The sequence below is a fragment of the Croceicoccus sp. genome (genome assembly GCF_983967925.1).
In genome coordinates this window covers 60,607-80,700 of record NZ_CFETID010000008.1, presented here as the reverse complement: position 1 = coordinate 80,700, position 20,094 = coordinate 60,607, and the positions used below count along the sequence as shown (strand labels likewise).

The window sequence follows — 20,094 nt, the reverse complement described above, 5'->3', positions numbered from 1 at the left end:
ACATGGGTAAGGAAACCGGCTTCCTGGAACTCGACCGCCAGGACCGCAGCTATGAGGCGCCGACGGAGCGCCTGCAGCACTACAAGGAATTCGTGGTACCGCACGACCCGCAGGCCCTTCAGGGGCAGGCGAGCCGCTGCATGAACTGCGGCATTCCCTATTGTCACAACGGCTGTCCGGTGAACAATATCATCCCGGACTGGAACCACCTGGTCTATGAAGGGAACTGGAAGGAGGCGCTGGTCAACCTGCACTCCACCAACAACTTCCCCGAATTCACCGGCCGCGTCTGCCCGGCGCCTTGCGAGGCGAGCTGCACGTTGAACATCGTGGACCAGCCGGTGACCATCAAGTCGATCGAATGCGCGATCGTCGACAAGGGATGGGAAGAAGGCTGGATCGTTCCGCAGCCGCCGGAAAAGAAGACCGGCAAGTCGGTGGCGGTCGTGGGATCGGGTCCCGCGGGCATGGCTTGCGCCCAGCAACTGGCGCGGGCGGGTCATTCGGTTACGCTGTTCGAGAAGAGCGACCGGATCGGCGGCCTGCTGCGCTATGGCATTCCCGACTTCAAGATGGAGAAGCATCTCATCAATCGCCGCGCGGCGCAGATGGAGGCCGAAGGCGTCTCGATCCGCACCGGCACCGAGGTGGGCGTCGACATCTCGATGAAGACGCTGAAGGAAAACTTCGACGCGGTGGTGCTGTCGGGCGGCGCGGAAGACGCGCGTACGCTGGACATTCCGGGCGCGGAGATGAGCGGGGTACGCCTCGCGATGGAATTCCTGACCCAGCAGAACAAGCGCAATGCGGGCGACAGCGAAGAGCGCGCGGCCCCGCGCGGCACGCTGGTGGCGACCGACAAGCATGTCATCGTGATCGGCGGCGGCGACACCGGTTCGGACTGCGTCGGCACGTCCAACCGGCAGGGCGCGAAGAGCGTCACGCAGATCGAGATCATGCCCAAGCCTCCCGAAAAAGAGGACAAGCTGATGACCTGGCCGAACTGGCCGCTCAAGCTGCGTACATCGTCCAGCCACGAGGAGGGCGTCGACCGCGACTGGGCGATCCTGACCAAGCGCGTGGTGGGCGAGAACGGCAAGGTAACCGGCCTCGAATGCGTCCGCCTGGAATGGCAGGGGCGCGAGATGAAGGAAGTGCCGGGCAGCGAGTTTACGCTGAAGGCCGATCTCATCCTGCTGGCCATGGGCTTCGTCGGCGCGCGCAAGGGCGGCATGCTGGACCAGGCGGGCGTCGAATATGACGCGCGCGGCAACGTGCTGGCCGATACGCAAAGCTACGCGACCAGCGAGGACAAGGTCTGGGCGTGCGGCGACATGCGCCGTGGGCAGAGCCTTGTCGTCTGGGCCATTCGCGAAGGGCGTCAGTGCGCGCGTTCCGTGGACGAGGCCCTGATGGGCGTCAGCGAACTGCCGCGCTGAGGCGCGCGCCTACCAATCTATCGGATCGCGGCCGCTGTCGCGCAGAAACGCGTTTGCTCGGCTGAAGGGCCGCGATCCGAAGAATCCGCGATAGGCCGACAGCGGGCTGGGATGCGGACTTTCGATCACCAGATGGGGTGAGCCGGCACCGAGTTCGGGGATGCGGCGCGCCTTTTGCTGCGCATGGCTGCCCCACAGTATGAACACGCTGGACTGATGCCGCGCGGCCACGGCGCGGACACAGGCATCGGTAATCGCCTCCCAACCGCGCCCAGCATGCGATCCGGCCTTGCCCGCCTCGACCGTCAGAGAGGTGTTGAGCAGCAGCACGCCCTGCGTGGCCCAGCGCGTCAGGTCGCCATCTTGCCGCGCAGGCACGCCCAGATCGCTCTCAAGCTCCTTGTAGATGTTCCTCAGCGAAGGGGGCAGCCGCATCCCATCGGGCACCGAAAAGGCCAGCCCGTGTGCCTGACCCGGTCCATGATAGGGATCCTGCCCAAGGATCACCACCTTCACCTCGTCCAGCGGCGTCAGGGTGAGGGCCGCGAACCGCTCCTCGCGCGGGGGATAGACGGTTCGGCCCGCATCGTCCTGTTTGCCCAGCCACCGATCGAGTGCGCGTGCGTCGGGGCTGGCGAGTGCGGGGGCAAGTGCTTTGGCCCAGCTGGCGGGTACGTTTACATTCATACTGGCCTGTGTAGGGCCTACCGCACTCGCGCCGCCAGACGGCGCATGTTCAATTTCCCCTGCCGAGACCCGCTCTCGCCCCTTTCCCAAATTCCCGATCGCCCCTAAGGACATAATTATGACAGTCTACCTCCACGAAGAAGATCTGCCCGAGAGCGTGCTGGGACCGGGGCCGGTCGCCGTCGATACGGAGACCATGGGCCTGATCACGCCGCGTGACCGCCTGTGCCTCGTGCAAATCAGCGATGGCCGCGGGGACGAGCATCTGGTTCGTTTTCGCCCCGACAGCCCCTATCACGCGCCAAACCTGTGTGCGGTGCTGGCCGACCCGTCGCGTGAGAAATATTATCACTTTGCCCGCTTCGATCTTGCGGCGATCCAGTTCTATCTGGGCGTGATGGCCGCGCCGGTGTTCTGCACCAAGATCGCCAGCAAGCTGACGCGCACCTATACCGATCGCCACGGGCTCAAGAACCTCGTCAGCGAATTGCTGGGCAAGGACATTTCCAAGCAGCAGCAATCCAGCGACTGGGGCGCGCCCGAATTGAACGAGGCGCAGCGCGAATATGCCGCCAGCGATGTGCGCTATCTGCACGACATGGTCGCGATCTTCCGCGAGCGGCTGGAGCGCGAGCATCGCACCGGCCTTGCGCAGGCCTGTTTCGATTTCCTGCCCGCGCGCGCACTGCTGGACCTTGAAGGCTGGAGCGAAAAGGACATCTTCAGTCACGAGGCATGAGGCCTTGAGGCGATAACGGATCAAACATGAGCGTCGAGGCCACTATTGCCCGCCACAAGCGCCGCGAACAGGCGGTGCCCGGTGGATCGCACGACCGACTGATCCACTTTCTGCTGGTGGCGCTGCCGATCTGCATCGGCGTTCTGTTGGCGCTGATGGTGCTCGCGCCGGTCGCGTCGCAGGGCGAGGTCAGCTTTCTGCTGGATCGCAACCAAGTCGAACTGACCGAGAACCGCATGACCGTCGACAATGCGATGTATCGCGGAGCCGATAATGACGGCCGCCCGTTCTCGGTACAGGCGGGCAGCGCGCTGCAGCGGACGAAGCAGCGGCAGATGGTTGAGATGAACGATCTCACCGCCCGCATACTGCTGAACGAAGGGCCCGCGGTCCTGACCGCGCAGAACGGCACCTATAATCTCGACGCGGAAAGCGTGCGCTTTCCCGGCGCGGTCAATTTCACCGCATCCGACGGCTATCGCATGATTGCGCGCAATGTCTCGGTGTTGCTTCCCGAACAGCGGATCGTGGGCGACGGGCGGGTCAATGGCCGGGTTCCTTCGGGGACCTTTTCGGCGGACCGGCTCGAAGCCGATTTGCAGGAGCGCACGGTTTCGCTTATCGGCGATGCACGGCTTCGCATGGAGCCCGGCGCGCTGACCACGCGGTGACGGAAAGAACATGACACCAAAGCCATCCTCCATCCGCAAGATCGCCATTCGCGCCGCCACCGGCTTTGCCCTGTCGGCCGCCGCGATCCTTGGCGCGCAGCAATTGTCCGCGCAGTCGATCGCCGGTTTCAATTCGCGCCAGCCCGTCGATTACGCGGCGGACCGGATCGAATTGCAGGACCGGGCCGACCGCGTCGTGTTGTCGGGCAATGTGGTCGTAAACCAAGGCGATCTGCGGCTGACGGCGGGGCGGACCATCGTCGATTACACCGATGCCGGAACGCTGCGCATCCAGCGCATCACCGCGACCGGCGGCGTTTCGGTCATGCGCGGGGGGGAGACGGCGCGCGGCAATGTCGGCGTCTATGACTTCAACCGCCGCACCATCACGCTGGTCGGCGACGTCGCGCTGCGGCGCGGGTCGGATACGCTCAACGGCGGGCGGCTGGTTATCGATCTTGATACCGGCGTGTCGAGCGTGGACGGCAGCAGTGCCGGCAGTTCCTCCGCCGTCGGGGGCGCGACCAATTCCAGGGGCCGCGTTTCGGGCAGCTTCTCGGTTCCGGAAAATTAGCGGCGCGCCGCGGCAGCGCGGGCGATTTCGGTACAGCCCGCCGCGAACAGAAGCGGCGCGGCCTGGCTGTCGGCCAGCAAAGCGCGGTGCAGCGCCATCAGCCGGTCGCTGAGCCGCGCAAGCCTGGGTCCGTGCCATTGCTGCAATTGACGCGAAATCGCGGCGCGTTCCTTGAAGAAGATGCGTGGATCGTTCTCCACCGCCTTCGCGACATTCTCGCCCGGACGGATGCGCGCGGCGATCTGCGCCAGTTGCGCCACGCGCCGCTCCATCGCCAGCACCGTGCCCACGGGGTTCAGCCCATGCTGCCGGAACCGCGCCAGTTCATGGGGCAGGCGCATCACATCGCCCGAGATGACCGCGTCGACCAGCGGCATCATGCCGTCGTCCTCGGTCTCGGCACCGATGGCGTCGATGTCCTCGGCGCTGACATTGCGGGGCGCATGGCTGTCGGCGTCGAGATACAGCGCCAGCTTCTGCACCTCGGCCGCCGCCATGCGCGTGTCGAGCGCGACCGAGGCGGCGATCCGCTGCGCCAGTTCCGCACCCATGCGCAGCCCCGCCGTATCGGCCAGCCTGCGTACCTCCGCCGTTACCGAGCGCAGGTCGGGCGGATAGAACATCACGACCAGCGAATCGTCGCGCTTTTCCAGCAGTTTCGCGCTGCGTGACTTGTCGGTCGCGCCGCTGGCGATGACGATCACCGGCCAGCCTTGCGCGACATCGGCCTCGGGCGCGTCGGTCAGGATTTTCAGCGCGTCATGCGCTTCCTCGCCCTGCGCGCGCACGATGATGTGCCGCCGGTCGCCGAACAGCGAGGTGGAGCGGGTTTCGTCGGACAAGCGAACAGGATCGCGCTTGAGCTCGCTGCCCTCGATCTCCACGCGCTCGCCGGGATCGGGCAGCAATTCGACGATACGGGCAGCGGCCCCGTGGGCGCCCGCCTCGTCCGGTCCGCAGAAGAAGAAGACCTTGACCGAACCGGCGGCGCGCGGAGCGGTCTGGGCGAACTTGCCGTTATTGATCTTCAACTGGGGCCTGCATCTGCTGGCGAAGGGTGGTGGATATGCGGGTGACGATGCTGTCCGCCACGTCGCGCGTCAGATTTTCCAAGGCGGTCTGCTCGGCCGCGATGGTGGCATATTCGCTGGAAACAACGTCGATGCCCGCGTCGGCTCCGTCGGTCGCATCCAGCAGCGTCTCGCCGCTCGACAGATCGACAAGGCGATAGCGTGCGCGCAACGTTCGGCGTTCGCGGCCGATCGTATCGTCGCCCAGCAGGCCCAATCCGGTCAGCTGATCGTCGAGCACGACGTCCAGCCGATAGCGCGACCCCCCGCCGTCCGTGCCCATGCGCTGCTGCAAGGCATCGCGCATCAGCCAGCCGCTCTGCCCCGGAATGGGCGCGATCTCTACCGCCGAAAGGCCCTGCGCCACCGCGCCCGATCCGCCGCCTGCATAGACCGGCTGTAGCGCGCAGCCGCCCAGCATGGGCGCGGCGAAGCATGCGAGAAGAAGAGCCGGCAGAAGGGCGTTCCAGCGCATCAGATGACCAGATTGACCAGGCGATCGGGCACCACGATCACCTTGCGGATTTCGGCGCCTTCAAGGTTGCGCTGAACTTTCTCGCTGGCGAGGGCAAGCGCCTCGAGTTCCTCTTTCGGCAGGCCCTTGGGCACGGTCAGCGTGTCGCGCAGCTTGCCCTTGACCTGCACCGCGACGGTCACCTCGTCCTCCACCAGCAGGGCGGGATCGACCTTGGGCCATGCGGCTTCCGCCACCAGCCCGGCCTGTCCGGCGCGCGACCAAGCCTCTTCGGCCAGATGCGGCATCATCGGCGAGACCAGCTTCATCAGCGACAGGATCGCTTCGCTAAGGCTTGCGCTGGGGGCGGCCTTTTCGACCACGCCGGTCAGTTCGTAGATGCGGGCGACCGCCTTGTTGAAGGACAAAGCCTCGATATCCTCGGCCACGGCGGCGACGGTCTGATGCTGCTTGCGCGCGACTGCCTTGTCGTCGCCTGCCGCCTCGGCGTCATACTGGCCGAACAGGCGCCACAGGCGCTGCACGAAGCGGCCGCAGCCCTCGATGCCTGCTTCGCTCCACGGCAGGTCGCGTTCGGGCGGGCTGTCCGACAGCATGAACCAGCGCACCGCATCCGCGCCGTACTGGGCGATGATCTCGTCCGGGTCGACGACGTTCTTCTTCGACTTGGACATCTTGATCACGCGGCCGATCTCGACCGGCTGGCCGCCATCAACCAGCACCGCGCTGTCGCTGGACCGGTTCACCTCTGACGGGGCATAATAGACGGTCCGGCCGTTTTCCTCGCGGCTATAGGTCTCATGCGTGACCATGCCCTGCGTGAACAATTGCGCGAAGGGCTCCTTCACGTCGATCAGCCCGCAATGCGCCAGCGCCCGCGTCCAGAACCTTGCATAGAGCAGGTGCAGGATCGCATGCTCGATCCCGCCGATATACTGGCCCACGGGCAGCCACTGCGCGATCTCGTCCTTGTCGAAGGGCTTGTCGCCCGGCTGGCTGGCAAAGCGCAGGAAATACCAACTGGAATCGACGAATGTGTCCAGCGTATCGGTCTCGCGCCGCGCCGCGCCGCCGCATTTCGGGCAGTCGGTGTGCTTCCACGTCGGATGGCGCTCCAGCGGATTGCCCGGCGTCTTGAAGTCCACATCTTCGGGCAGGACCACCGGAAGCCGGTCTTCGGGCACCGGCACCACGCCGCAGGTGTCACAGTGGATGAACGGGATCGGCGTGCCCCAATAACGCTGGCGCGAAACGCCCCAGTCGCGCAGGCGGTACTGCGTTTTGGGCGTGCCCCAGCCGTCCTCGGCAGCGCGTGTGATGATCGCGCGCTTGGCCTCGTCCACAGGCAGGCCGGTCAGGAAATCGGAATTGACGATCACCCCTTCGCCCGATTCCGCCTCGCCGGCGAAAGGCTTGTCCGCTTCATCGGCGTTCGGCGCGACCACGCGCGGGATCGGCAGGCCGTATTTGGTCGCGAATTCGAAGTCGCGCTGGTCGTGCCCGGGCACCGCCATGATCGCGCCGGTGCCATATTCCATCAGCACGAAATTGGCGATCCAGACAGGCAGATCCTTACCCGTGAAGGGATGCGCGACGGTCAGGCCGGTGTCGTAACCCAGCTTCTCCGCCGTCTCCAGCTCTGCTGCCGTGGTCCCGCCCGCGCGGCATTTCTCGATGAATTCCTGTGCGAGATGGTCGGTCGCGGCGACGGCCTGCGCAATCGGATGCTCGGCCGCAACGGCGACGAAGCTTGCGCCGAAGATCGTGTCGGGTCGCGTGGTATAGACCTCGATGGTCTCGTCGAAATTGCTGCCCTTGAAATGGGCCTGCAGGCCGGTCGACTTGCCGATCCAGTTTTCCTGCATCAGCCGGACCTTCTCGGGCCATTTGTCGAGGCCATCCAGCCCTTCCAGCAGCTCGTCCGCGAACTGGGTGATCTTCAGGAACCACTGCGAAAGCTTGCGCTTTTCGACCAGCGCGCCCGAACGCCAGCCGCGCCCGTCGATCACCTGCTCATTCGCCAGCACGGTCATGTCGACCGGATCCCAGTTCACCGCCGATTCCTTGCGATAGACCAGGCCCGCTTCGTACAGCTTTAGGAACAGCGCCTGTTCCTGCCCGTAATATTCCGCGTCGCAGGTCGCGAATTCGCGGCTCCAGTCCAGCGCAAAGCCCAGGCGCTGCAGCTGCGCCTTCATGTTGGCGATATTGTCGCGGGTCCAGCCGCCGGGGTGCACGCCCTTTTCCATGGCGGCGTTTTCGGCGGGCATGCCGAATGCGTCCCAGCCCATCGGGTGCAGCACTTCGTGCCCGGTCATCGCTTTGAAGCGCGCCAGCACGTCGCCCATCGTGTAATTGCGCACATGGCCGATATGGATACGGCCCGAGGGGTAGGGAAACATCTCCAGCACATAGCTCTTGGGCTTGGTGCTCGCGCTGTCGGCGCGAAAAATCCCCGCCTCGTCCCAGGCGCGCTGCCAGCGTCCGTCGGCGCTGGACGGTTCGAAACGCTCTTCGGTCATTGCCTGATGCCTGCCTCTGATACTTGCAAGCGTCAGCCCATCAACGCGTCGCGGCGCATCTCGCGGGCGCGGGTCAGGATGATGTCTTCCAGCTTCTGCACCGTCGCGGCCTGCACCGGAGCGCCGACCCACTGGCCGCCGCTCATCACCTCGCGGCTGGCGTTCACGCGCAGCGCGTCGGCGCGCAGGTCCTGATCGAGGATGGTGACGGTCACCTTCATGCGCTCGGCCGGATTGTTCGGATTGGTGTACCAGTCGGTGACAATCACCCCGCCGGTGCTGTCGGTCTGCAGCATGGGCATGAAGGACAGCGTGTCCAGGCTGGCGCGCCACAGATAGGCGTTGATGCCGATGGTGGTGACATTCGCGGCGGCGAGGTCCGTCTCGACCCGCTTGTTGCCACCGCCACAAGCGGCGAGTGCTGCAATCATCCCGGCGGCCACGATGGCGCGGACCGATGCACGGCGCAGGTTAAGGCCGCTGGCGGCGTCCATGGAGTCGGCCATGGGGGCGGGGTGCAACGGGGTCGCGGTCATGATGGCGAAATTCTTCCTGTTCTGCTTGCGGTCGGCCGAATGCATGTCCTTGTGGCATGCGCATCCGGCTGGGCGGGGGTTGCTCTATCACCGCGATCGCACGGCGGGCAAGCTTTCAGCACGAGCCTGTGTGACACGGGGCTGAACGAGTCGCGAGGGGAATCCATGGGAGCGCTATCACGCCCGCATGTAAGTTTCGTCGGCGCCCCGCTCGGACATGCTGTCGATTTCATGCAACAGCAACAATCAAGAGTCACATGTGGCGGCCTAAATCGCTTTGCAGGCTTTGGTTTTTCGTTTTATACACAGACCTGCACACCGCATCTTGCGTTTGGCTTGTCGAGTCGACGCAAATCTCGCAAACGACCGCGGGGTGCGGGTCTTGCGATCGCCGCGGCTGATGGCCACATCGGCATATTCGCAAGGTGGTTAACGTGCCGGTCAGGCGGTTCGTGAGAGCCGCGACTGAACTAGGTCCAAGGCGGGGCGATACCCGTCGGGATCGCAGGGAATTGGATTGAGGTGGACGTGACCGTGTTGGGGGCTCTTGGCAGAAAGCGCGTGGCGCATGCGGCGATGGCCGCTGCGGCAGTCTGTGCATTCGGTGCCGCTCTGCCGCCCGCCGTAGCCGCCGTTTCCGATCTTGTGGCCGCCGATGATTCGCGCCGTTCCCTCAGCATCGCCGCCGGCGGTGATCTTGGCGGTTTTACGCCTGCTTCTGCCGATCCGCGCCTGCTCGCCTCGCTGGCTTCCATTCGTGAGGGCGCGAAGGGCGATGCAGGTATGTTCCGCTTTACGCCCGCCGGGGTGAAGGAAGCCGCCAGTCGTGCGGTGACCGTTGCCGTTCGCGTCGATTCGTCGATCGCGCGGTCCAATTCGCTGCGCAAGACCGCCGCTTCGGGTGAGACGGGGCTGGGTGTCGCCGGTGTTGCGCCGGTCGCCTTCAACCTGGGCATGGCACGCGGCTATCAAAGCTTCTCGCAGTCGGCGAAGATTTCAGACGCCATCGAACCCGGTCTGGGCAAGAGTTTCCTTCCCGAAGGGGTGAAGGAAATTGATGCGCCCGATCTGTCGCGGTTTACGCCCGCCAAGAAGAAGTCGGGCGAAAGCCGCTTTGGCGGTGTCGTGGAACTGAACGAAGGCGTCGTTCCCGGCCGCGCACCGCGCACCTTTGCGGATGGTGAGCAATCGGTCGATGTCAGCGGTTCCTATCGCGTGACGGGCAATCTGCGCGTGACGGCCGGCGTTCGCTATTCGGCAGAGCGTGAGCGACTGGGCTCCATCGCTGATGGCCAGCAGGACAACCAGTCCGTCTATGTCGGGACCCGTTTCCGCTTCTAAAGGTGCGGGACAATTGTCCTGACCGCCGTCTACCTGCGTCGACCTGCGGGGCTTGCGACCGCAACGTCGCCTCTTCGTCAAATTGCTGATCCATCGGGGCTTACGGCGCAACGGAATTCCGCTTGCCGCCTTTTTGACGAGTGCCTAGGCTCGTGGTCGGAGAGGGTGCAGAACTGAAGGGGAAGCACGGATGAGCAGAGTGGCAGTCGTCACGGGCGGCACGCGCGGTATTGGCGAAGGTATCAGCCTTGCCCTGAAAGATATGGGCTATACCGTGGTCGCGAACTATGGCGGGAATGAGCAGAAGGCGCAGGAATTCACTGAGAATACCGGCATTCCCAGTTACAAATTCGACGTCGGCGATCACGATGCCGTCATGGCGGGATGCCAGCAGATTGCATCCGACGTCGGCGAAATCGACATCGTCGTGAATAATGCGGGCATCACGCGCGACGGCGTGCTCCACAGGATGAGCTGGGACGACTGGAACGAGGTGATGCGTATCAACCTCGGCGGTTGTTTTAACATGGCCAAGGCGACCTTTCCCGGCATGCGCGAGCGCAAGTGGGGCCGCATCGTCAATATCGGATCGGTCAACGGGCAGGCGGGCCAGTACGGCCAGGTGAACTATGCCGCTGCCAAGTCCGGCATTCACGGTTTCACCAAGGCGCTGGCGCAGGAAGGCGCGAAATATGGCGTTACGGTCAACGCCATCGCTCCGGGCTATATCGATACCGACATGGTGGCGGCTGTGCCCGAGCCGGTGCTTGAGAAGATCATCGCGAAGATCCCCGTCGGCCGGCTGGGCCATGCCGACGAGATCGCGCGCGGTGTCGCATTCCTGTGCGCGGAAGAGGCCACCTTCGTGACCGGCGCGACGCTGTCGATCAACGGCGGCCAGCACATGTATTGATTGCCTTTCGCCGAAAGGGCGCAAGGAAAAAGGGGCAGGCGTCCGGCGCCTGCCCCTTTTCGTTTGTCCAGCCGTTGGCGAGCGATCAGGCCGCCTGCGCCTCCGCACCCGGATCGCGCAGCACATAGCCGCGGCCCCAGACCGTTTCGATGTAATTGTCGCCGCTGCAGGCCGTCGCCAGCTTCTTGCGCAGCTTGCAGATGAAGACGTCGATGATCTTGAGTTCGGGCTCGTCCATCCCATTATAAAGATGGTTGAGGAACATTTCCTTGGTCAGCGTCGTGCCCTTGCGAAGCGAGAGCAGCTCCAGCATCGCATATTCCTTGCCGGTCAGATGCACGCGAGCACCGTCGACTTCGACCGTCTTGGTGTCGAGATTGACCGAGAGCTTGCCGGTGCGGATCACCGACTGCGAGTGGCCCTTGGAACGGCGCACCACGGCGTGGATGCGGGCGACCAGTTCCTCGCGGTGGAAAGGCTTGGTCACGTAATCGTCGGCACCAAAGCCAAAACTGCGGACCTTGGAATCCATCTCGGCAATGCCCGACAGGATCAGCACCGGCGTCTGCACCTTGGCGACGCGCAGCTTCTTGAGCACGTCATAGCCATGCATGTCGGGCAGGTTCAGGTCGAGCAGGATGATGTCGTAATCATAGAGCTTGCCGAGATCGAGGCCCTCTTCACCAAGGTCGGTCTGGTAAACGTTGAACCCCTCGGTTGTGAGCATCAGTTCGATGGCCTTTGCCGTCGTCGGCTCGTCTTCGATCAGCAGGATACGCATATGGTTTAGCCCCCTTGAAGGTCGGCTCATCCACCCTGTCGGGAGCCAACCGTAAACGCGATGTTCAATTAACCATACGAAAGGTGACCCAGAAAGGTTAATAAAGCTTAAAAGGTCTTAACGGAGAATTTTGAGTTATGATTGCAACAGTTTCCGGCCGCAAAACCCGTTTTTGAATCGCGCGCGGCACGATCCGAATCGGACCTGGCAATCTTTCGACGAAAGCTCGGCGTTCAGCCTGCGCGGGCCAGGGCCTTTTGACGCCGCCGCTGTACCGACGAACCCAGTCCCGCCGCCTCGCGATATTTGGCGACGGTGCGGCGAGCGATTTCGTAACCCTGTTTCTTCAGTTCGGTGACCAGCGCGTCGTCGGACAGGATGGCATCGGCCGGTTCGGCATCGATCAGCGTCTTGATCGCCGCCTTGACCGCCTCGGCAGAGGCCGCGCCCTGATCGATTGATGGGTCCGCTCCGCCCGAAGAGCTGACGCCTGAGGCGAAGAAGAAGCGCAATTCGAAACAGCCGCGCGGGCAGTGCAGGAACTTGTTGGCGGTGACGCGGCTGACGGTCGATTCGTGCAGCTCGGTCGCCTCGGCCACCTCGCGCCGCGTCAGCGGGACGAGGGCGGACACGCCGCGCAGGAAGAAGCCTTCCTGCCTGCGCACGATTTCACGCGCCACCGTCAGGATCGTGCGTTGCCGCTGATCCAGCGCGCGGACGAGGCGGTTGGCATCGGCCAGCTGCTCGCCCAGCCAGCTGCTGGCTGCCTTGTCGCGGCAGGACGGGCTGACGCGGGCATGATAGGCCCTGTCGACGACCAGCCGTGGCAGGTTTTCGCGGTTCAGCGACACCAGCCATCCCGACACGCCGCCGCCGCGAACGAGCACGTCCGGCACGACGGGCGGGGCAGGCTCCACCCCGAACATATGGCCGGGACGCGGATCGCAGCTGCGGATATCGGCGATCATTTGCGCCAGATCCTCGTCATCGGCGCGGCACATGCGCTTGAGCTGCGCAAAATTGCCCTTCGCCAGCAGATCGAGATTGTTGAGCATCAGCGTGATGCAGGGATCCAGCCGGTCCCGCTCGGCCAGTTGCAGCGAGATGCATTCGGCCAGATCGCGCGCGCCCACGCCCGTGGGTTCCAGCGACTGCACCATGCGCAGGGCCGTTTCGGCATCGCCGCGCGATACGCCAAGATCGTTCGCCAGTTCCTCGAGCGGAACGGTCAGATAGCCCGCCTCGTCCAGCCGCCCGATAATCTGGCGGGCGATGAACATCTGCTCCGGCGTGCCATGCACGAGGTAAAGCTGTTCGTGCAGATGTTCGGACAGCGTCGGCCCGCCGCCGGACGCAAAATCGGAAAAATCGCCATCGAAGCCGCTGCCGCCCGCGCCCGATGAGGAGAAGTCGCCGAAATCGCCGGTATCTCGATCGCGGTCGAGCGATTCGGGCGCGAGATCGAGCGCACTTTCGCCGCCGGGGGCGCCCGCTTCGGCAGGCTCTTCCGATTTGGGATCGATCTTCTTCTCGACCTCGCCTTCCTGACCCGACACGCGCAGCAGCGGATTGGCGGCCGCGGCGTCCATCAGCACGGCCTCAAGCTCTAGATTCGACAATTGCAGCAGGCCGATCGCCTGCTTTAGCTGGGGCGTCATCACCAGCGATTGCGATTGTCTGAGGTCGAGGCGGGGTGCGAGTGTCATGGGGAAGGGCTGGTCATCGTCTTGCGCATTCGCATCACATCACAGCGTGAAGCCTTCGCCCAGATAGAGCCGGCGCACATCCTCATTCGCGACGAGGTCCTCGGGGCTGCCCGCGAACAGCACCTGTCCGCCATAGATGATCGCCGCGCGATCGACGATTTCGAGCGTCTCGCGCACATTGTGGTCGGTGATGAGCACGCCGATGCCCCTGTCCTTCAGATCGATGACAAGGCTGCGGATATCGCTGATTGACAGCGGATCGATGCCGGCGAAGGGTTCGTCCAGCAGCATGATCGACGGCTTTGCGGCCAGCGCGCGCGCAATCTCGCACCGCCGGCGTTCGCCGCCCGACAGCGCCATCGCGGGGCTTTCGCGCAGCCGCGTCAGCCCGAACTCGTCGAGCAGGCGCTCAAGCTCGCGCGAGCGGCTGGCGGCGTCGGGTTCCGACAGTTCGAGCACGCTGGAAATGTTCTGCTCGACCGTCATGCCGCGAAAGATCGAGGTTTCCTGCGGCAGATAACCCAGGCCCAGGATCGCGCGGCGATACATCGGCAGGTTGGTGATGTCTTCGCCGTCTAGAAGGATTCGTCCCGAATCGGGTTTGACCAGACCCATGACCGAATAGAAGCAGGTCGTCTTGCCAGCGCCATTGGGACCCAGCAGACCCAGCACTTCACCCTTGGCCACGCTGAGCGAGATGTCCGACAGGACGACCCGCTTGTCATAGCTTTTCGCGATCGACACCACTTCCAGCCCGCCGCTTGGCGGAATGGGAGGGGCCGCGGTTTCCGCCGGGTCCACCGAGGGGTCGAGAGTGGTCTGCGTGTCGATGATCGGGCCTCCACCTTTTTGATCCAGCCTGTCAGCGCCGCCTGACGAAGGCGCATCGAATGGGCCGACAATACCATCTTGGCGCGCCGATTGAAGCCCCGATCCCGGCCATGGTGGATCATTTGGCAGGATAATTGCATCCTCCCCCGATCGATTGGCACCCGCCCGGTCTGCCATCCATCCCATTGCCCGCCCCATTGCCCACACGGCCGCATGTCCCTATCCGCGTTGCCATGACAGGAAAGACGACATGCTGAGCACGCAGGAAGCCGAACAACGCTGCGCCGATCTGATGGCGAAGGCGCGCGCGATGGGTGCCGATGCGGGCGATGCGGTCTATCTGGGCCGAAGCTCGCAATCGGTGGAGATGCGGCTGGGCAATCTGGAAAGCGTGGATCGATCCGAATCGGAGCATCTGGGTCTTCGCGTCTTCGTGGGCCGCCGGAGCGCCACCGTCGGATCCAGCGCGCTCGATTCCGCGTCGCTGGACGAGCTGGCCGAGCGCGCCGTCGTCATGGCGAAAGGCGCGCCAGAAGATCCCTATGGCGGGCTTGCTCCCAAAGATATGCTGATGAAGGGGCCGCCCGCCGACCTGGACCTGATCTCCCCGGCGCCGGAGCCGGAAGCGCTGCGCAATACGGCGCTTGAGGTCGAGGACGCGGCCCGCAGCGTCGAGGGCGTGACCAATAGCGAAGGGGCGAGCGCGTCATTTGGCAGGGGCGTCGTCGCGCTGGCGACCAGTCACGGATTTTCCGGTGGCTACGAACAATCGCATCATTCGCGGTCGGGCGCAGTGGTCGCGGGTAAGGGCAGCGGGATGGAGCGCGGCATGGCGTGGCGCATGGCCCATCATGTCGATGACATGCTCTCGCCCGCCGAGATCGGGCGTCTGGCCGGCAGCCGGGCGGTGGAGCGGCTCAACCCCGGCAAGATGAAGAGCGGCCCCATGCCCGTGGTGTTCGACCGCCGGGCTGGCCGGTCGCTGATCGGTCATCTAGTGCACGCGATCTCCGGTTCTGAAATCGCGCGTGGGGCCAGCTTTCTGGCCGATGACGAGGGCAAGCGGATTTTCGCGCCCGGCATCACGATCACCGACGATCCGCTGCTGAAGCGCGGTCTGCGCTCGCACCCGTTCGACGGCGAGGGATTGCCGGTCGCCGCCAGCCGCCTTGTCGATGACGGGGTACTGACCGGCTGGCTGCTCGATTCGGCGTCGGCGCGCAAGCTGGGGCGCAGGCCCACCGGCCATGCGGCGCGCGGCGGCGGCGGGTCTCCGGGCGTGTCGGCGTCCAACGTGACCTTGCTGCCCGGCGGCGAGACCGTTGCGGACATGATCGCCGACATTGCCGACGGGGTCTGGGTGACGGAGCTGATCGGACAGGGGTTCAGCGTGGTGACCGGCGACTACAGCCGCGGCGCATCGGGCTTTCGCATCGTCAATGGCGAGATTGCAGGCCCGGTTGCGGGAATCACCATCGCGGGTAACATGCGCGACATGTTCGCCAATATGCGGGCGGCCGACGATCTGGAAATGGTGCAGGCCTTCAACGTGCCCAGCCTCAGGATCGACGGGATGACGGTGGCGGGAGACTAGGCGATGCGGCGCGTGATTCTATCCCTCATGGCGCCGCTGATGCTGATCCCGTCCTTGCCCGCCAGCGCGGCGGCCATACTGGGCGCCGCCGCCGAGGAACCGGCTGCCGAGGCCGAACCGGCGGTCACCGGCGCGATCGAGGCCGAGCGCGACGCGAACGAAGACCAGCGCATAGCCGAACGGATCCGCGGCATTTTTGCGGCAATCGATTCGCTGTCGCATATCGAGGTGGCAGTAGAACAGGGCGTCGTCAGCCTGAGCGGAACCGTCGCCCAGCCGGAACAGGTCGAGCAGGCTGCCGCCATCGCCGGACGCGTGGCCGGGGTGGTAACGGTCGACAACCGGATCGAGCGCGATGTCGCCGTATCAACCAATATCGCGCCTGCCGTCGACAATATCGTGGCCCAGTCGAAGGGTCTGGTGCGCATGCTGCCCCTGCTGGCAGTCGCATTGGTCGTCGCCGCGCTGGTGTTCTGGCTCGGCGCGTGGCTTTCGAACCGCAAGGCGCTATGGCGGCGGGTGTCCCCCAACGGTTTCGTCGCCGAACTGCTGTCGAGCGCGGTGCAGTTCGTGGGGGTGCTTTTCGGCATCTACCTTGCGCTCAAGATCCTTGGGGCAACCGCCTTGCTGGGCGCGCTGCTGGGCATCGGCGGCGTCATCGGCATCGCCATCGGTTTTGCCGTGCGCGACACGATCGACAACTATATCTCGTCGGTCATGCTGTCGCTGCGCCAGCCGTTCAGGGCCAACGACCATGTCGTCATCGGAGAGGACGAGGGGCGCGTGGTGCGGCTGACCAGCCGCGCGACAATATTGATGACGCTGGACGGCAATCATCTGCGCATCCCCAATTCCACCGTCTTCAAGGCGGTGATCCTGAATTATACGCGCAATCCCCAGCGGCGCTTCGAATTCGACCTAGGCGTCGATGCCGATGACGATCCGGTCGATGCGATGGAAGTGGGCGTGAAGGCGGTCAGCGCGCTCGACTATGTGCTCGACGATCCCAAACCCGTCGCACGCATCGTCGAGGTGGGCGATTCGAACATCGTGCTGCGATTCCTCGCATGGCTCGATCAGGAGCAGACCGACTTCTACAAGGGCCGCAGCCTTGCGATCCGGGCCGGCAAGGTGGCGCTGGAGGATGCGGGCTTTGCCTTGCCCGAACCGATCTATCGCCTGCGCATGGATCCGCGCAGCGCCCCCGTCACGACGGCCACGTCGCAGGATGCGGACCGCGAGAAGGCTTCCATGGGAAGGGGCCAGCGCCCTGCAGACGCGGAAGCCACCGACCTGCGCCCCGAAAGCCATGTCGCGCAAATGGTGGAGCGCGAGCGCGCAGAAACGGGCGGCGACCTGCTCGATTCGGGACGGCCCATCGAGTGATACGCAAAAGGGCCGCCCGGATTGTTCCGGACGGCCCCATGCGAATGGCTTTGATCTGCCGATCAGGCGGACTTTGCTTCCTTGGCGCGTTCGATCGCCTCGCGGATGACACGGCGCGCTTCTTCCGCCCCGCCCCAGGTGCCGACGCGCACCCACTTCTCGCTCTCCAGATCCTTGTAGTGCGTGAAGAAATGCTCGATCTGCTTCAGCACGATCTCGGGCAGATCGTCGAGTTCTTCCACCTTGGTGTAATAGGGGAAGGTCGAATCCACCGGCACGCAGACCAGCTTCTCGTCGCCGCCATGCTCGTCCTCGAGGTTCAGCACGGCGATGGGGCGGGCGCGCACGACACAGCCCGGAATAAAGGGGCTGCGCGCCACGACCAGCGCATCGAGCGGATCGCCGTCGGGCGACAGCGTGTGCGGCACGAAGCCGTAATTGGCGGGATAGCGCATCGGCGTATGCAGGATGCGGTCTACGAAGAGGGCGCCCGATTCCTTGTCGAACTCGTACTTCACCGGTTCACCGCCGGTCGGAACCTCGATCACGACATTGAGGCTGTTGGGCGGATTGTCACCGGTGGGAATCATGTCGATACGCATGGGTTCTGGGCCTTCGTTGTTATGATCTTGTCACCGGAACCGGCCGCGCTGCGTTGCACAAGCCGGTCCCAAGGTCGCAGGATTGCCCGCGGGCTCTAGCGCCGTGGAGGGCTCCGGCCAAGGGGGTTAACCCCGCTGCGCCATCGCCCCACCGAATTGCCGCAGCTGCGAACGCTCCATCGGGGGCGTCCGCAGCCGCGTGCGCGTTCAGCGCCTCGCTTCGAGGAACCGGTCGAGCAAGGTCTCGCCTTCGCCCTTCTTCACCAGCCAAGGCCAGCGCAGCCCGCCGGTGTAGTCGATCGACACGGTGCGATAATCCTCGCCCCGCTTGACCAGCAGTTCGATCGGGGTGCCGTCTTTCGCCTTGGTGATTGCGTCCTGAATGACCTCGGCGGAATAGGCTTTGCCGTTCACGGCCTCGATCACCTGTCCGGTGATGATGTCGTTGTCGAAGGCGATGCCGTCCCACAACACGCCGCGCACGGTGCCGTCGTCGTTCACCGACATGCCAAGCGAATAATACAGGTTCAGATAATCGTATTCTTCCTGGATGCCCGCGCGGAACGCGTTGGGCTCTTCCTTGAAGACCAGTTCGTATCCGCCCAGTTCGATGCCGCGCGTCGGGGCGGGGGCACCCGCGGTATAGACCCGCTCGCGCAGGACGCTGGCCCAGTCATGCGGATAGACCGCGTTCAGATCGGCCACCAGCTGGTCGAAGCTGTAGGTCCGCTCGCCATAATCGCCGTCCTGCGCCGCGAAGAAGCGGCGGGCGAAATCCTCCAGCGATTTGGCGCCATTGGTCTCGGTGCGGATCATCATGTCCGCCTCAAGCCAGATCAGTGCGCCCTCGTTGTAATATTCCTCGCTGCGCGAGAAGGTGGTGTAGGGTTTAGGCTTGCGATTGGCGGTGATCGGATCGTGGGTGGTGTCGATCAGCGCTCGCCATTCGCGGCCCGGTTCGATCGTATAGCTGCCGGCCGCGTCGGCAATCTCGGCAAGCGTCATGTCCTTGGTGTTGATGCCCGAGCGGGCGGCCAGCGGCAGGTCCCAGTACTGGGTCATGCCCTCGTACACCCACAGCAGGTCGTTGCGCATCGGCTGGCGGTAATCGGGCGTCCAGGTCAGCGCCGGGCGGCGATACTTGCCGTTCCAGCTGTGCACCAGCTCATGCGGGATGACATCGACCGAAAAGCCGTATTTGTCGGGATACTGGCCGTCTTCCCAGCTTTTGAACGTGCCGGGGCTGAGCGTGATCTCGGTCGAGCGGTGATGCTCGAGCCCGATGCCGCCCAGCTCGTCCGACAGCGCGATCAGGAACTCGTAATGATCGAAGGGGCGCGAGCCGAACAATATATTCGCCTCGGTCATCATGGCGCTCATCGCTTCCTGCTCGCCCTCGGGCATGACGAGGTCTTCGGGATCGTGGGCGAAGGCCTCGATCGTGACGTCGTCGGCGATGGTCCAGCTCTTGTGGTGCTTGCCGGCAAAGATCGGGCTGTCGACCAGCGTCTGGTAATCGGTCTCGGCAAAGCTGACGACATTTCCCGCCTGCGTCTGCCCGTCGAGCGCGGTGGCGGTCGCCCAGCCTTCGGGCATGGTGACGCTGGGCTTCACGCGGATCTGGCGCACGTAATGGCCCGCGGGATAAAGCGTCATCTGATTGAACTGCAGGTTCATCAGATCGTCGGTCATCACCACGCGCCCCTCGCTGCCGGTGACGGGCGAGGTATAGACGATCTCTGCCGTCACTTCGCGCGCGCCAGCGGGCAGAGCGATGTAAAAGGCATAGACCTCGACATTGTCGCGGGTCCACGGAACCGGCTTGCCGTCGACGAAGAAGCGCAGGCCGTTCAGCGCATCGATAGTGCCGTCGGGGCCGTGATGGCCGGGCAGCCATTCGGGATAGAGCAGCGTCAGCGTCTGGGTCCCCGGAGCGACGGGGATGACCTGCTTCGTACGGAACACTCGGTGGGCAAGGTCGGTCGCGTCGACGTCGATCTGGATCGTGCCGGGATAAGGGGTGTCGACCGCATCGGGCACGCTGGGCGCGATCGGCATCGCGGTCGGCGCCGAGCGGACGGCCTGCGCATGGGCAGGCGCGATCGAGAGCGGAAGAACGCCGAGGAGCAGGGGGGCGGAGGCGAGCAGCGCGGCACGGGCGCGAAGGGTCTTGGTCGTCATGGCGTGCTGAATTGACGCTTCATCGTATCAAATGCAACCTTCATCG

At 64.5% G+C, this 20,094-nt stretch carries 18 protein-coding genes; 8 read left to right on the top strand and 10 right to left on the bottom strand.

Going from position 1 to position 20,094, the window contains the following annotated elements; translation table 11 throughout:
* The first annotated feature begins 2 nt into the window (after window positions 1-2).
* Complete coding sequence (locus AC4FIJ_RS06715) at window positions 3-1,439, top strand: glutamate synthase subunit beta (protein WP_490335943.1); 1,437 nt, start codon at window positions 3-5, stop codon at window positions 1,437-1,439.
* A gap of 9 nt (window positions 1,440-1,448) precedes the next feature.
* Here AC4FIJ_RS06715 and AC4FIJ_RS06710 read toward each other — a convergent pair whose 3' ends face one another.
* Window positions 1,449-2,126 carry a uracil-DNA glycosylase gene (locus AC4FIJ_RS06710; protein WP_490335942.1) on the bottom strand — a complete coding sequence of 226 codons (678 nt, stop codon included), beginning with the start codon at window positions 2,124-2,126 and terminating at the stop codon, window positions 1,449-1,451.
* A 118-nt stretch (window positions 2,127-2,244) separates the two neighbouring features.
* Here AC4FIJ_RS06710 and AC4FIJ_RS06705 point away from each other — a divergent pair, with 118 nt between their 5' ends.
* Genes AC4FIJ_RS06705 through AC4FIJ_RS06695 form a run of 3 tightly spaced genes read left to right on the top strand, consistent with a single transcriptional unit; the run spans window position 2,245 to window position 4,110 of the window.
* Entirely contained in the window at window positions 2,245-2,865 is a 621-nt protein-coding gene (locus AC4FIJ_RS06705) for a ribonuclease D (protein WP_490335941.1), read from the top strand.
* A gap of 26 nt (window positions 2,866-2,891) precedes the next feature.
* Window positions 2,892-3,536, top strand: a complete 645-nt coding sequence (gene lptC / locus AC4FIJ_RS06700) for an LPS export ABC transporter periplasmic protein LptC (protein WP_490335940.1) — start codon at window positions 2,892-2,894, stop codon at window positions 3,534-3,536.
* Window positions 3,537-3,546: 10 nt separating this feature from the next.
* The gene (locus AC4FIJ_RS06695) at window positions 3,547-4,110 is read left to right on the top strand and encodes an LptA/OstA family protein (protein ID WP_490335939.1); all 564 of its coding nucleotides are present in this window, start codon (window positions 3,547-3,549) and stop codon (window positions 4,108-4,110) included.
* Here the strand turns inward: AC4FIJ_RS06695 and holA are convergent.
* From holA to AC4FIJ_RS06675, 4 genes are read right to left on the bottom strand one after another with little or no spacing between them, the layout of a single operon-like run.
* Window positions 4,107-5,141, bottom strand: a complete 1,035-nt coding sequence (gene holA, locus AC4FIJ_RS06690) for a DNA polymerase III subunit delta (RefSeq protein ID WP_490335938.1) — start codon at window positions 5,139-5,141, stop codon at window positions 4,107-4,109. The genes AC4FIJ_RS06695 and holA overlap by 4 nt on opposite strands.
* Complete coding sequence (gene lptE, locus AC4FIJ_RS06685) at window positions 5,128-5,655, bottom strand: LPS assembly lipoprotein LptE (protein ID WP_490335937.1); 528 nt, start codon at window positions 5,653-5,655, stop codon at window positions 5,128-5,130. The genes holA and lptE overlap by 14 nt, the downstream gene beginning before the upstream one ends.
* Complete coding sequence (gene leuS / locus AC4FIJ_RS06680; RefSeq protein WP_490335936.1) at window positions 5,655-8,177, bottom strand: leucine--tRNA ligase; 2,523 nt, start codon at window positions 8,175-8,177, stop codon at window positions 5,655-5,657. The genes lptE and leuS overlap by 1 nt, the downstream gene beginning before the upstream one ends.
* Window positions 8,178-8,209: 32 nt before the next feature.
* On the bottom strand, window positions 8,210-8,608 hold the full coding sequence (locus AC4FIJ_RS06675; protein WP_490335968.1) for a DUF3576 domain-containing protein: 399 nt from the start codon (window positions 8,606-8,608) through the stop codon (window positions 8,210-8,212).
* 627 nt (window positions 8,609-9,235) lie between these two features.
* On the opposite strand from AC4FIJ_RS06675, the gene AC4FIJ_RS06670 reads away from it, so the two are divergent.
* Together AC4FIJ_RS06670 and phbB are read left to right on the top strand one after the other, a co-directional pair.
* The gene (locus AC4FIJ_RS06670; protein WP_490335935.1) at window positions 9,236-10,054 is read left to right on the top strand and encodes a hypothetical protein; all 819 of its coding nucleotides are present in this window, start codon (window positions 9,236-9,238) and stop codon (window positions 10,052-10,054) included.
* 190 nt (window positions 10,055-10,244) lie between these two features.
* A complete protein-coding gene (gene phbB / locus AC4FIJ_RS06665) occupies window positions 10,245-10,967 on the top strand; it encodes an acetoacetyl-CoA reductase (RefSeq protein ID WP_490335934.1) in 723 nt (240 codons plus the stop codon).
* A gap of 85 nt (window positions 10,968-11,052) precedes the next feature.
* Here phbB and ctrA read toward each other — a convergent pair whose 3' ends face one another.
* The 3 genes from ctrA to lptB form a co-directional block, all read right to left on the bottom strand.
* Window positions 11,053-11,748, bottom strand: a complete 696-nt coding sequence (gene ctrA / locus AC4FIJ_RS06660) for a response regulator transcription factor CtrA (protein ID WP_490335933.1) — start codon at window positions 11,746-11,748, stop codon at window positions 11,053-11,055.
* A gap of 233 nt (window positions 11,749-11,981) precedes the next feature.
* The gene (rpoN, locus tag AC4FIJ_RS06655) at window positions 11,982-13,454 is read right to left on the bottom strand and encodes an RNA polymerase factor sigma-54 (protein WP_490335932.1); all 1,473 of its coding nucleotides are present in this window, start codon (window positions 13,452-13,454) and stop codon (window positions 11,982-11,984) included.
* A gap of 39 nt (window positions 13,455-13,493) precedes the next feature.
* Window positions 13,494-14,471 (bottom strand): LPS export ABC transporter ATP-binding protein, encoded by a 978-nt coding sequence (gene lptB / locus AC4FIJ_RS06650; RefSeq protein WP_490335931.1) that lies wholly within the window; start codon window positions 14,469-14,471, stop codon window positions 13,494-13,496.
* A 64-nt stretch (window positions 14,472-14,535) separates the two neighbouring features.
* Here lptB and AC4FIJ_RS06645 point away from each other — a divergent pair, with 64 nt between their 5' ends.
* Together AC4FIJ_RS06645 and AC4FIJ_RS06640 are read left to right on the top strand one after the other, a co-directional pair.
* Window positions 14,536-15,879, top strand: a complete 1,344-nt coding sequence (locus tag AC4FIJ_RS06645; protein ID WP_490335930.1) for a TldD/PmbA family protein — start codon at window positions 14,536-14,538, stop codon at window positions 15,877-15,879.
* A gap of 39 nt (window positions 15,880-15,918) precedes the next feature.
* On the top strand, window positions 15,919-17,265 hold the full coding sequence (locus tag AC4FIJ_RS06640) for a mechanosensitive ion channel domain-containing protein (protein WP_490335929.1): 1,347 nt from the start codon (window positions 15,919-15,921) through the stop codon (window positions 17,263-17,265).
* Between the two features lie 62 nt (window positions 17,266-17,327).
* On the opposite strand, the gene ppa is transcribed toward AC4FIJ_RS06640, so the two are convergent.
* Complete coding sequence (ppa, locus tag AC4FIJ_RS06635) at window positions 17,328-17,867, bottom strand: inorganic diphosphatase (protein WP_490335928.1); 540 nt, start codon at window positions 17,865-17,867, stop codon at window positions 17,328-17,330.
* Between the two features lie 207 nt (window positions 17,868-18,074).
* Complete coding sequence (locus AC4FIJ_RS06630) at window positions 18,075-20,048, bottom strand: M61 family metallopeptidase (RefSeq protein ID WP_490335927.1); 1,974 nt, start codon at window positions 20,046-20,048, stop codon at window positions 18,075-18,077.
* Between the last annotated feature and the right edge of the window lie 46 nt (window positions 20,049-20,094).